The organism is Thermoflexus hugenholtzii (assembly GCF_018771565.1).
Classification (GTDB): Bacteria; Chloroflexota; Anaerolineae; order Thermoflexales; family Thermoflexaceae; genus Thermoflexus; species Thermoflexus hugenholtzii_A.
The window spans coordinates 3,279,540-3,291,902 of record NZ_CP076326.1; the positions used below are offsets into that span (position 1 = coordinate 3,279,540).

13 protein-coding genes are annotated in these 12,363 nt (G+C 68.8%); 9 read left to right on the forward strand and 4 right to left on the reverse strand.

The features are described from left to right. Window positions 1–12: 12 nt before the first annotated feature. The 6 genes from KNN16_RS14865 to KNN16_RS14890 all read left to right on the forward strand — a co-directional run bounded on the left by KNN16_RS14865 (window position 13) and on the right by KNN16_RS14890 (window position 4,409). On the forward strand, window positions 13–534 hold the full coding sequence (locus KNN16_RS14865; protein WP_303897885.1) for a YbaK/EbsC family protein: 522 nt from the start codon (window positions 13–15) through the stop codon (window positions 532–534). Further along, window positions 515–1,558 carry a tRNA (adenosine(37)-N6)-threonylcarbamoyltransferase complex transferase subunit TsaD gene (gene tsaD / locus KNN16_RS14870; RefSeq protein ID WP_303897887.1) on the forward strand — a complete coding sequence of 348 codons (1,044 nt, stop codon included), beginning with the start codon at window positions 515–517 and terminating at the stop codon, window positions 1,556–1,558. Before KNN16_RS14865 ends, tsaD begins: the two co-directional genes overlap by 20 nt. A gap of 81 nt (window positions 1,559–1,639) precedes the next feature. Continuing rightward, complete coding sequence (glp, locus tag KNN16_RS14875) at window positions 1,640–2,920, forward strand: gephyrin-like molybdotransferase Glp (RefSeq protein ID WP_303897889.1); 1,281 nt, start codon at window positions 1,640–1,642, stop codon at window positions 2,918–2,920. 12 nt (window positions 2,921–2,932) lie between these two features. Further along, window positions 2,933–3,628 (forward strand): thioredoxin domain-containing protein, encoded by a 696-nt coding sequence (locus tag KNN16_RS14880; RefSeq protein WP_299283462.1) that lies wholly within the window; start codon window positions 2,933–2,935, stop codon window positions 3,626–3,628. Between the two features lie 12 nt (window positions 3,629–3,640). Then, entirely contained in the window at window positions 3,641–4,102 is a 462-nt protein-coding gene (locus KNN16_RS14885) for a vitamin K epoxide reductase family protein (RefSeq protein WP_299283460.1), read from the forward strand. Between the two features lie 73 nt (window positions 4,103–4,175). Continuing rightward, window positions 4,176–4,409 (forward strand): hypothetical protein, encoded by a 234-nt coding sequence (locus tag KNN16_RS14890; protein ID WP_299283458.1) that lies wholly within the window; start codon window positions 4,176–4,178, stop codon window positions 4,407–4,409. Window positions 4,410–4,514: 105 nt separating this feature from the next. On the opposite strand, the gene KNN16_RS14895 is transcribed toward KNN16_RS14890, so the two are convergent. The 4 genes from KNN16_RS14895 to gyrA all read right to left on the reverse strand — a co-directional run bounded on the left by KNN16_RS14895 (window position 4,515) and on the right by gyrA (window position 9,746). Beyond that, a complete protein-coding gene (locus KNN16_RS14895; protein ID WP_299283456.1) occupies window positions 4,515–5,675 on the reverse strand; it encodes an aminotransferase class I/II-fold pyridoxal phosphate-dependent enzyme in 1,161 nt (386 codons plus the stop codon). Window positions 5,676–5,728: 53 nt separating this feature from the next. Next, window positions 5,729–6,496: a CoA pyrophosphatase gene (locus KNN16_RS14900; RefSeq protein ID WP_299283454.1), complete on the reverse strand. Its 768-nt coding sequence runs from the start codon at window positions 6,494–6,496 to the stop codon at window positions 5,729–5,731. Then, on the reverse strand, window positions 6,493–7,155 hold the full coding sequence (locus KNN16_RS14905; RefSeq protein WP_303897892.1) for a phosphoribosyltransferase: 663 nt from the start codon (window positions 7,153–7,155) through the stop codon (window positions 6,493–6,495). Before KNN16_RS14905 ends, KNN16_RS14900 begins: the two co-directional genes overlap by 4 nt. A gap of 110 nt (window positions 7,156–7,265) precedes the next feature. Beyond that, window positions 7,266–9,746 (reverse strand): DNA gyrase subunit A, encoded by a 2,481-nt coding sequence (gyrA, locus tag KNN16_RS14910; RefSeq protein ID WP_303897894.1) that lies wholly within the window; start codon window positions 9,744–9,746, stop codon window positions 7,266–7,268. Window positions 9,747–10,033: 287 nt separating this feature from the next. Between gyrA and KNN16_RS14915 the strand changes: the two genes are divergently transcribed. From KNN16_RS14915 to KNN16_RS14925, 3 genes are read left to right on the forward strand one after another with little or no spacing between them, the layout of a single operon-like run. Then, window positions 10,034–11,578: an APC family permease gene (locus KNN16_RS14915; RefSeq protein WP_303897896.1), complete on the forward strand. Its 1,545-nt coding sequence runs from the start codon at window positions 10,034–10,036 to the stop codon at window positions 11,576–11,578. After that, window positions 11,575–11,778 (forward strand): hypothetical protein, encoded by a 204-nt coding sequence (locus tag KNN16_RS14920; protein ID WP_303897898.1) that lies wholly within the window; start codon window positions 11,575–11,577, stop codon window positions 11,776–11,778. The genes KNN16_RS14915 and KNN16_RS14920 overlap by 4 nt, the downstream gene beginning before the upstream one ends. Window positions 11,779–11,805: 27 nt before the next feature. Further along, window positions 11,806–12,360 (forward strand): universal stress protein, encoded by a 555-nt coding sequence (locus KNN16_RS14925; protein WP_299286411.1) that lies wholly within the window; start codon window positions 11,806–11,808, stop codon window positions 12,358–12,360. Window positions 12,361–12,363: the final 3 nt, after the last annotated feature.

A 12,363-nucleotide genomic window follows, 5' to 3' on the forward strand; every position in this document is an offset into this window, starting at 1 on the left:
GGAGGAGGATCGATGTCCGGACGAGGTCCTCAGGATGTGCAGGCGTTCCTGGATCAACATCTCCCCGGAACCGCGGTGCGGGTGCTGGAGCAGAGCACGGCGACGGCCCCGGAGGCCGCGGCGGCGGTCGGATGCCCCCTGGGCGCCATCGTGAAGTCCCTCCTCTTCCTGGCCGATGGGGACCCACGGCTGGTGCTGGTGGCCGGGGATCGAAAAGCTGATCAGCGCCTCCTGGCGGGGCTGTGGGGGATCTCCCGCAAGCGCATCCGCATCGCGGACCCCGAGACGGTGCAACAGGTGACCGGATTCGAGGTGGGCGCGGTGCCTCCCGTCGCCCACGCCACGCCCCTCCCGGTCTGGATCGACGCCTCCCTCGCTCGTTACGAGATCCTGTGGGCGGCCGCCGGAGCGCGCAACGCCCTTTTCCCCATCACCTTCACGGACCTGGTCCGGATCACCGGCGGGACGGTCGCCGCGTTCACGGTAGAGGATCGCCCGGTGGAGCAGGGGCCCGATGCGGATCCTGGCCATTGAGACCTCGTGCGATGAGACGGCGGCGGCGGTGGTGGAGGACGGCCGGGCCCTGCGCAGCCACGTGGTGGCCTCCCAGGCCGCCTTCCACGCCAAATACGGCGGCATCTTCCCGGAGCTTGCCGCCCGGATGCATGTCGAGGCCATCGTCCCGGTCACCCGCGAGGCCCTCTCTCAGGCCGGCCTCTCATGGGAGGCCATCGACGCCATCGCCGTGACTTACGGGCCCGGCCTGCCCGGCTCGCTGGTGGTCGGGGTGAGTTTCGCGAAAGCCCTGGCCTTCGCCCGTCGCAAACCCCTCATCGCCGTCAATCACCTGGAAGGCCACCTCTACGCCCACCGCCTCCGGGTGGAGGGGAACCCCCCGGAGGACCTCCCCACGCCGTTCCTGGCCCTCATCGTCTCCGGCGGCCACACCGAGCTCATCTGGGTCCGGGATCTCCTGGATCACCGCCGGGTGGGCTGGACCATCGACGATGCGGCGGGGGAGGCCTTCGACAAGGTCGCCCGGCTCCTGGGCCTGGGGTTCCCCGGCGGGCCCGCCATCGAGCGGATCGCCCGGGAAGGGGATCCCCAAGCTTTCCCCTTCCCCGCTTTGCCGAAGGTCGACGATCCCCTCTGGTTCAGCTTCAGCGGGCTGAAGACCGCAGTCCTGCGCACCGTGGAGCGGTTCCAGGGACGGCCCCTCCCGGTGGCCGATCTGGCAGCTTCCTTCCAGGCGGCGGTGGTCGAGCAGCTGGTGACGAAGACGCTGGAGGCCCTGCGCCGCTACGAAGCCCGGGCGATCCTGATCTCCGGCGGAGTCTCCGCCAACCGGCTGCTCCGATCCGAGATGGCCCGCCGCGCCCCCGTCCCGGTGGTGGCTCCTCCACCCTGGTTGTGCACGGACAACGCGGCGATGATCGGCGCCGCCGCGGCGCTCCACGCCCGGGCCGGTCACTTCGCCTCCCTCGACCTGGAGGTGGACCCCGATGCGAAGATCGGATCGGCCCCTTGGGATCCCGGGCGCAGCCGCCTTCGGGATTGAAGCCCCGCGCCCCAAACCCGGGGTATAATCCCGGGGGAGGCCGGAGGGAATGGCAGCCCCCGGGCGGGAGAAACAGCGAAGATGCTTCAGACCCAGGAATGGGTGTCGGTCGAGGAGGCCCGCCGGCTGATCCTGGCGGAGTTTCATCCGCTGCCGTCGGAGTCGGTGCCCCTTTCCCGGGCCCTCGGGCGCATCCTGGCGGAGGACATCCGGGCGGAGAGGGATCTGCCTCCTTTCCCGAACTCCGCCATGGACGGCTACGCGGTCCGCGCGGAGGACGTCCGGACGGCGAGCCGGGAGCGGCCGGTCCGATTGCGGGTGCGGGGGGAGGCCGCGGCGGGCCGTCCGTTCCCCGGCGTGGTGGAGCCCGGGACGGCGGTGCGCATCGCCACCGGGGCCCTGCTTCCCAACGGGGCGGATGCGGTGATCCCGGTGGAGGACACGGATGATGCGGGCGGGCCGGGCCGTCCTCTTCCTCCGGAGATCGCCGTGTTCCGGCCGGCGCAGCCCGGACAGTTCATCCGCCCGGCCGGGGAGGATGTGGCCCGGGGGACGGTGGCGCTGGAGCAGGGGACGATCCTGACTCCGGGGGCCCTGGCCCTTCTGGCCGCCCTGGGACGCCTGGAGGTGCCCGTCCACCGCCGGCCGCGGGTGGCGGTGCTGGCCATCGGCGACGAGCTGATCGAGCCGGGCCGTCCGCTTCCCCCGGGCTGCATTTACGAGACCAACCGGACGGCCCTGGCGGCCCAGGCGGTGGAGGCCGGGGCGGAGCCCTTGCTGCTGGGGATCGCCCGGGACGATCCGGAGGATCTGCAGCGGTTGCTGGACGAAGCGGCTGCTCACCATCCGGATCTCATCCTCTCCTCCGCGGGCGCCTCCGTGGGCGCTTACGATTGGGTGAAGGAAGTGGTCCGCCGGCACGGGGAGCTCCGGCTCTGGAAGGTGCGCATCCGCCCGGGGAAGCCCTTCGCCTTCGGCCACTACCGGGGCATCCCCTTCTTCGGCCTGCCCGGGAACCCGGTCTCCGCGATGATCACCTTCGACCAGTTCGTCCGGCCGGTCCTGCGCCGGATGAGCGGCTATCCCCGCTGGGAGCGGCCCCGCATCCCGGTGCACCTGGCCGAGCCGATCTCCAGCGACGGTCGGGAGACGTATTTCCGCGCGCGCATTTTCTATGAGGATGGCCGGTTCTGGGCCCGCCTCAGTGGGCTGCAGGGCTCTCATATCCTGAGCGCGATGGCCCGAGCGAACGGCCTGGTCATCCTCCCCGAGGGAGTGCCGGCGCTCCCGGAGGGGGCGACGGCGATGGCCGAGGTGTGGGTAGACCTCCAGGATCTGATGAGCGCATCCGGAACCCCGTAAGGAGAGGCTTCGATGAGCAAGCGCACGGCCCGTTCCACCCCGACCCGGCGACCCATCGGCCTGCCGATCCTGATTGTGGCGGCGGCGCTGGTGGGGGTGCTGGCCCTGATCGGCTATCAGTGGTGGGCCAGCCGCCCTTCGGAGCGCGTTGCCGCGGTGGACTACCCGAGCGGCCTGACCCCGGACGGTTATCCCTACAAGGGGAACCCGGAGGCGAAGATCGTGATCGAGGAGTATTCGGATTTCCAGTGCCCGGTCTGCGCCCGCTACACCCGGGAGGTCGCCCCACGGCTGGACGCGAAATACGTGAAGGCCGGGAAAGTGTATTATATTTTCCGGTATTTCCCCTTCCTGGGGCCGGAGTCCTTCCGGGCGGCGGAGGCGGCGGCTTGCGCGGCGGAACAGGGCCGGTTCTGGGAATATGAGCACGTCGTCTTCGCCAACCAGCGGGGGGAGAACCTGGGCTGGTTTTCCGATGACCGGCTGATCGGGTTCGCCGCGCGGGTGGGGCTGGATCGAGGGCGGTTCGAGAACTGCCTGCTCTCCGGCAAATACCGGGATTTCATCCGCCAGGCGGCCGAGGCCGGGCGCCAGCGAGGCGTCCGCGCGACGCCGACGATCTTCATCAACGGGGAGAAGATCGAGGGGCTATACGATGTGACGTTTTATGAGACCTACCTAGACACCCTGCTGCAGAAGGGCCCGTGAGAGGGAAGGCGGATGGCGCAGGCAAGGGTGGCGGCGGCGAAAGATCGGCTCGCCCTGGCCCAGAGCGGGCTGGCCCTGATGGGGGCGGGCGTGGCTGCTTACCTGACGTGGGCCAAGCTCCAGGGCGAGGGTCTGGTCTGCATCGGGTTCCGGGGCTGCGACGTGGTGAACAACAGCCCCTACGCGGAACTGCTCGGGATCCCGGTGGCCGCCTGGGGGCTGGGCGCCTATCTGGCCCTGGCCCTCCTCGGCGGCCTCTCATGGGTCGACCGCGCCTCCCTCCGGCCGTGGACGGTGACCCTCTCCTTCGCCCTCGCCCTGGGAGGATGGCTGTTCTCGATGTATCTCACGGCCATCGAGGCCTTCGTCCTCCACGCCTGGTGCAGCTGGTGCGTGACCTCCGCCATCCTCATCACCCTGTTGCTGGGAGTGTGCGGCCTTCGCTTCTATCAGACGTTCCGGGAGGAAGGGTAAACGCAATTAAGGAAGCATGACGTCGCCTCCGAGATCTTCCTCAATCTTTTAACATTCCGTCAGGAGGGATCCCATGCCGCGCATTCGCTGCCATTATGTGGATTGTGTCTACCTGGAGGCCGGCATGTGCACGGCCGATGAGATCGAGCTGGACCCCGAGATGGGTTGCCTGACCTACACCCAGGCCGAGGAGGAGGAGTGGGAGGAGGAAGAGGTGGTCCCGGAGGAAGAGGAGGAGCTGGAGCTGGACGACGAGGAGTGGGAGGAGATCGACCTCGAGGAGGACGAAGAGGACGAGGAATGGTGAGCCGCCCCTCTCGGCCTCCGAAGGACTCCGGGCGGGGCGGGGAGCCGTATGAAAGGCTGCCCCGCCCCGCCCGGGTGGAGCCCGCTGTGGCTGCGCCTCCGGGATCTACCCGTAGCGCTTCAGGAAGCGGGCGATGCGCTCCAGGGCCTCCTCGATCTTCTCGTAGGCGGTGGCATACGAGCAGCGGACGTGCCCTTCGCCCCCCAGCCCGAAGGCGCTCCCCGGGACCACGGCCACCTTCTCCTCCATGAGCAGACGCTCGCTGAACTCCGTGTCGCTCATGCCGGTGCGGGCGATGGAGGGGAAGGCGTAGAAGGCGCCCTTCGGCTCGAAGCAGGTCAGGCCCAGCTCGTTGAGCCCCTTCACGATCAGCCGCCGGCGCCGGTCGTATTCCTGGCGCATCTGTTCCACGTATTCCTCCCCGATGCGCAGGGCGGCCAGGGCAGCATACTGGGAAGGGGTGGGAGCGGACATGATGGTGTATTGATGGATCTTGCGCATGGCCGCCAGGATCTCCCGGGGCGCCGCCGCATAGCCGATCCGCCACCCCGTCATGGCGTAATCCTTGGAGAAGCCGCCGAGGAGGATGGTTCGCTCCCGGGCCCCCGGCAACGCCGCGAAACACGTGTGCGTCCCGTCGTAGACCAGGCGGTCGTAGATCTCGTCGGAGATCACGAGGAGATCGTATTTCTCCGCCAGGGCGGCGATGGCCATCAGTTTCTCCCGGGGCATCACCGCCCCCGTGGGGTTATTGGGGTAGCCGATCAGGATGGCCTTGGTGCGCGGGGTGATGCGGGCCTCGACGTCGGTGGGGTTGACCTGGAAATCCTCCTCCGCCCGCGTGGCGAAGGTCACCGGCACGCCCCCTGCCAGGGTCACCTCCGGCGCGTAGGAGACGAAACACGGCTGGGGGATGATCACCTCATCGCCCGGATCCAGGATGGCGTTCACCGCCAGATAAAGGGCCTCGGAAACCCCCACCGTGATCAGGATCTCCGACTCCGGGTCATAGGAGACGCCGTAGAGCCGGTAGAGATGCTCGGCCAGCGCCTCCCGCAATTCGATCAGCCCGGAGTTGCTGGTGTAATGGGTCTCCCCTCGCAGCAGGGACTCCACGCCGGCTTTGAGGATCGGCTCCGGCGTCACGAAATCCGGCTCGCCGATGCTCAGGCTGATCACGTCTTTCATCGTCGCCGCGATATCAAAGAAGCGGCGGATCCCGGACGGAGGGATGGAAGCTACGCGCTGGGCGATGAAGTTCCGCATCGCTGCAACCTCCCGGTCAGATCGTCCGATCAGAGGCAAATCGGAGGTGCCCTTCACGTTGTCCTTTCCTCCCGCTGGGGATTCTCCCCCAGCCCCGCCGGATCGACAAGGCCTCCGGATGGACGCGCGAGATCCCGGGCGCCGGCGTGGGATCCCCTGAGGGGGTCAAGGGCCTCGCGCGCCACAGCCCGGAACTCCGCCAGGATCATCGCCGTGGCCCCCCAGATGACGTGCCCCCCCAGCCGGAACACCGGGATCCGCCACCGCGCGCCGTGAAGCTCCCATTCCTCCTCACCCTGATGGCGCGGATCCAGCAGCCAGGAGAGGGTGGCCTCCAGCACCTCCGCCACCTCCAGGGGGGCGGGATGGAACACGGGGCGCTCCGGGAGATAGCCCACCACCGGATATACCAGAAAGCCGCTGGGGGGGACATAGAGGGGGGTGAGATGGCCCAGGAGGCCCACTGCGCTTGTCAGAAAGCCCAGCTCCTCCTCGGTTTCCCGCAGAGCAGCCGCCTCCGGGGATTCGCCCGGCTCGCATGCGCCCCCGGGCAGGGAGATCTGCCCCTTGTGATGGGCCACATGATCCGTCCGTCGGGTGAGCGGGAAGGCGAGGTCACGGCCCCGGGGATACAAGAGGATCAGCACGGCCGCCGGCCGGGCCTCCGGAGGAAGCCCCCCGGTCTGCTCCAGGAGGGCCCGACGATAGGGCGGGGCCATCTCCCACTGGGCAGAAGGCCCGGGGAGCGGCCGGGCCAGCGCCTCCCGAAGCCGTTGGATCATCGCTTCCGGCGTCGGCTCCGTGCGGATGGAGGAAGTCATGAGCGCGCCCCCCAGGCCATGGCTTCTTCTAACAGCGCGATCACCTCCTCATCGGAGACCTGCTCGAACTGCTCGTAGAAGGCCCCGACGGCCCAGAACAGGGCAGGGGTGTAAAGCACCACCACCGCGTCGGCTTCCGCTTCCACCCGGGGGAGCATCTCCGGCGGCGCCACCGGGGCGGCGGCGATCCGCCGCTTCGCGCCCCGATGGCGCAGCGAGCGCAGGCTCACCCGCATCGTCGCCCCCGTGGCGATCCCATCGTCCACCACCACCACGGTTCGCCCTTCCACCGGAACCGGCGGGCGGAGCCCGCGAAAGCGGGCAGCCCGTCGCCGCAGCTCCTCCTGCTGGCGGCGGGTCTCTTCCTCAATGTAATCGGGGGGGATCTCCAGCTCCGCGACCGCGAGGGGATCGATCCAGAGGGTTCCATCCTCGGCCACCGCCCCGATCGCCAGCTCCGGGTTGCCCGGGGCGCCCAGCTTGTGGGCCAGCACCACATCCAGGGGAGCCCCCAGCGCCCGGGCGACCTCGTAGGCCACCACCACGCCCCCCCGGGGGATCCCCAGCACCACCACCTGTCCGGCCCGGGCCTCCGGCTCCAGGTCCCGCAACGCCTCCGCCAGCCGCTGTCCGGCCTCCCGCCGATCCCGGAACCGCATGAATGCCTCCGTTCCTGCACAACTGCCAGGTTGATCTTAACGCAGATCTCGATGGGATGGGTTCCCCGGCTCCTGAGGAACCGGGAACGCGGGAGGCCGGCGAAGCCGGCTCATCCCCCGGTCGGATGCGGGGCGCTCTCCGGGCGGATCCGGGCGATGGAGGCCAGCCGGTCGGTTTCCGCCAGGGCGATCAGGCGGCTGCCGCGGGCCGCCCGGCCGGCCTGGGGGACCTCCCGGACGGGGATCCGGATGGCCATCCCGCTGACCGTCAGCAGCACGAGGTCGTCCTCCGGACGCACCGTCCGCGCCGCCACGATCTCCCCGATCTCCTCCAGTCGATCCGCCACCGTCCGCACGCCCCCCGTGGCCCGGCCCTTCTGGGGATACTGGGCGAAGGGGGTGCGCTTCCCGAAACCTCCCGCCGTCACCACCAGGAGCTCTCCCTCTGGATCCACCCGATCCAGGGCGACCACCTGATCGCCTTCCTCCAGCCGGATGCCCCGCACGCCGGCCGCCGCCCGGCCCATCGGGCGCACCTCCGCCTCCTCGAAGCGCAGCGCCTGACCCCGCGCTGTCACCAGCACCAGGTCCCCACGGCCGTCGCTGAGGCAAACGTCCTGCAGCACATCCCCTTCCTCCAGCAGGATCGCCACCAGGCCGGAGGAGCGAACGGTGAGGAACTCGCTCAGGGGGACCCGCTTGATCTTCCCCAGGCGGGTGGCCATCACCAGGTAACGGTCCGCCCCATCGCCGGCCCCTTCCATCCAGGCGGGCGGGACCGCCACCAGGGCGGTGATGCGCTCTCCCTCCGCCAGGTTGATCAGGTTCACAATGGGGAGGCCCCGGGCCGCCCGATCCGCGTCCGGCACCTCGTAGACCCGGATCCGATAGGCCCGGCCCTGATCTGTGAAAAGGAAGAGATAGTCCAGGGCTCGACAGGCCAGCCCCCGGGCGACCGCGTCCTCCTCGTCGGTGGTCATCCCGGTGACCCCGCGCCCTCCGCGGCCCTGGGGCCGGTAGGCGGCCACCGGGACCCGCTTGATGTAGCCCCGCTGGCTCAGGAGCACCAGCACCGGCTCGTCGGGGATGAGGTCCTCCACGGTGAACTCCGCCGTGGCCTCGGGGAGGATGCGGGTGCGGCGGGGATCGCCGTATTTCTCCTTGAGCTCCTGCAGCTCCCCGCGGATCACCATCCGGATTTTGTGGGGATCGGCCAGCAGGGCCTCCAGCTCGGCGATGCGGGCCTGCAGGCTTTGATACTCCTCCTCCAGCCGCTGGCGCTCCAGCGCCGCCAGACGCCGCAACGGCATGTCCAGGATGGCCTGGGCCTGGACCTCCGTGAGCCCGAAGCGGGCCATCAGGTGTGTCTTCGCGGTCTCCGCATCGGGGGCGTTGCGGATGAGGGCGATCACCTCGTCCAGGAACTGGAGGGCGATCCGTAGCCCCTCCAGGATATGGGCCCGCGCCTTCGCCTTCTCCAGGTCGTAGCGCGTCCGCCGGGTCACCACCTGGATCCGGTGCTCGACGAACAGCTGCAGCATCCGCTTAAGGGAGAGGACCCGAGGCTGGCCGTCCACCAGGGCCAGCATCTGGACCCCGAAGGTGGTCTGAAGGGGGGTGAACTTCAGGAGCTGGTTGAGCACCGTCTGGGGCCGGGCGCCGCGCTTGAGCTCGATGACGATGCTCATCCCGTGGCGGTCGGACTCGTCGCGCAGGTCGGCGATGTCCTCGATGCGCCCTTCGCGGACCAGCTCGGCGATCCGCTCGATGAGGGCCGCCTTGTTCACCTGATAGGGCAGCTCCGTCACCACGATGCGCCAGCGCCCGCCCTTCATCTCCTCGATGCGGGTCACCGCCCGCACCACCAGCCGCCCGTGCCCGGTGGCGTAGGCGGCTTTGATCCCCTCCTGGCCCAGGATCAGCCCGCCGGTGGGGAAGTCCGGGCCCGGGATGAAGCGCATGAGATCCTCCACCGTGATCTCATCCCGCTCCTCCCAGCGGTCGATGAGATGGATCAGGGCATCGCAGACTTCCTGGAGGTTGTGGGGGGGGATGTTGGTGGCCATCCCCACGGCGATCCCCGAAGCCCCGTTGATCAGCAGCTGGGGCGCCTTCGCCGGCAGCACCACCGGCTCCCGCAGCGAACCATCAAAATTGTCCACCCACTCCACCGTCTCCTTCTCCAGATCCGCCAGCAGCTCCTCCGCCATCGGCGTCAGCCGCGCCTCGGTATACCGCATCGCCGCCGGCGGATCCCCATCCACCGACCCGAAGTTCCCCTGCCCGTCCACCAGGGGATAGCGCATGGTGAAGTCCTGGGCCATCCGGGCCAGGGCCTCATACACCGCCATATCCCCGTGGGGGTGGAACTTGCCCAGCACCTCCCCCACGATGCGGGCCGACTTCTTGTAAGGGGCGTTCGGATGCAGCCCCATCTCGTGCATCACATACAGAATGCGCCGCTGCACCGGCTTCAGCCCGTCCCGCACGTCCGGCAGCGCCCGCGCCACAATCACACTCATCGCGTAGTCCAGATAAGCCGCTTTGAGCTGCTCCTCGATCTCCACCTGGATCACGTTGGACGTCGCCATGGATCCTCCCTCTCCTGCCGCGGAAATCCGCCATCCGCCTCCGGCGATCCCACCACCCTTCCCGCAGGAACCGGAGGGCGGAGACGAAACGGGGAGCCCGTTGAGGGATCCCGAAGGCGGTGTTCCTCATTCTACCGGGTTCCGGGAGGGCCCGCCAGCCTGGGAAGAGGCGCTCCACCGGCGGGGGCTTCTTTTTGACAGGGAATGTCCCGATTCATACAATTAGGATCTGTTGAGAGGGGATTGCAGCGCTCAAGCGATCCAATCGCTTTGCGATGGAGTGCCCGATGGCCTCTGAGGCGGTTGCTCGACGGGAGCATGTCGGCTTACGGCGAGAGGTCACCGTCTGGGGTTCCTTCACCTGGGGTTATGCCGATGTGGGGGCGGACGTCTACGTCGCCCTCGGCCTGGTGATGGCGGCGGCTCAAGGGGCCACCCCCCTGGCCTTCCTGATCGCCGGGATCGTTTACATCATGGTCGGCCTGGCTTATACCGAAATGGCCGCGGCCTATCCCTCAGCGGGGGGAGGTCACTATTTCACCCTGCGCGGGCTGGGGGATTTCTGGGGCCTGGTGGCCGGGGCCGCCCTGATGCTCGATTACACGGTGGACGTCGCCCTCTTCGCCATGGCCTCCGCGGGTTATATCAACTTCTTCTTCCCGGCCTTCCGGGAGTTTCGGACCACGGTGGGGCCCTTCCACGACGTCAACCTGATCTGGCTGGCCGAGACGCTGGTCCTCATCCTGCTGCTGGCCTTGCTGAACGTGAAGGGCATCCGGGAGTCCTCCCTCTTCAACTCGGTCCTGGGGGCCCTGGACCTGGTGATGGAGTCCAGCATCATCGTGATCGGCTTCGCCTTCGCCTGGCAACCGGAGCTCTTCCTCCATCAGTGGCGGACCCAGTTCCCCCCCACCGAGCAGCTGCTCTATGCAGTCTCCATCGCGGTGATCTCGTATGTGGGGTTGGAGTCGGTCTCCCAGGCGACCCAGGAGACCATCCGGCCGGCGACGGTGATCCCCCGCACCTCCCTGGCCCTCATCGTCATCGTCCTCCTCTTCGCCCTGGCCTTCCCCACGGTGTCCCTGGGCATCCTGCCCTGGCAGGAGATCGCCGCCCGGGAGGGAGACCCGGTGGCCCGCCTGGCCAGCCAGCTCCCCATGGTGGGGTTCCTGGCCGGCCCCATGGCGGCCGTGCTGGCGGCCACCATCGTCCTGATCTCCGCCAACACCGGGGTGATGGGGGCCAGCCGCCTGGCCTACAGCATGGCCGAGCTGGGCCTGATCGGCGAGGGGCTCTCCTGGGTCCACCCCCGCTTCCGCACCCCGGTCCGTGCCGTCCTGGTCTTTTCCGGAGTGGCCGCGGCGGAGGCGGTCTTCGCTTTCCTGAGCGGGCGCCGGGCTCTGGAGACCATGGCCAACATGTATGCCTTCGGGGCGATGCTGGCTTACTTCCTGAGCACCATCGCCCTGGTGGCCCTGCGGATCAAAGAGCCCCACGTCCCGCGCCCGTATCGGGTTCCCTTAAATCTGCGCTGGCGTGATGTGGAGATCCCCATCCCGGGGGTCCTGGGGGTGATCGGCACCGGGCTGATGGTCCTCATCGTGCTCTACACCCACGACATCGCCCGCATCACCGGTCCGATCTGGGTGGGCCTGTGGGTGCTCTACTACGCGTGGTATCGCCGGCGCACCGGCAGGCCGGTGTGGGGGAGCCTCCCTCGCGATTGGGACGCCCAGCAGCTGAAGATCCTGGAGGACACCGGGGAATACGAGCTGCTGGAGCGCTTCCGCATCGAGCGGATGCGCCGACAGCAGGAGCGGGGACGGGCATGACGAGCTTCCGGCTGGCAAGCGGGACGATCCTGATGATCCTGGGGGCGCTCCTCATCGGTCGCAGCCTGTGGGTCGTCCTGGAGCGAGGCATGGGGTGGAGCACGCTGATGCTTCCCATCCTGGTGGGAGGGCTGATGATCGGGATGGGGGTCCAGCGCTGGCGGGCCTGGTGGGCCATGCGAAAAGGGCAGATCCTCTAATTCAGGATCTCGGAGGCATCGCATCCGATGGGACATCCGTTGGGCGTTGCGCTGGCGCTGGTGTTCCTGGTGATCGTCTCGGCGACCCTGTTCTGGATGCTGCGGGTGCCCCGACCGGTCCCGGCGGAGGTGGCCCGGGCGGTCTACTCGGTGGAGGCCGCCCGCTGCATCGTGGTTCCCATCGTGGAGGGGATCTATTCCGAGCGGGCGGTGGAGCTGGCCTGTCGGCTGGGGGAACCCCAGCACGCCCGCCTGGTCCTGGTCCACGTCCTGGAGGTTCCCTACACGGTGCCCCTGGACACCCCCCTCCCGGAGCTGGAGGCGCGGGGCCAGCGGGCCCTGGAGACCGCCCGCTTCATCGCCATGCAGCACGGGATGAAGCCGGAGATCTATTTGATCCGGCATCGCTCCGCTCCGGAGGGGATCCTCAGCGTGGCCCGGCAGGTCGGGGCGGATCAGATCATCATGGGGATCGGGCTGAAGCACCGACCCTCCGGCGACGGCCTGGGGCGGACGGTGCAGGAGGTGATGCGCCGGGCAGCCTGCGAGGTGATCGTGGCCAAGGCGCCCATGCGGGAATGAGAG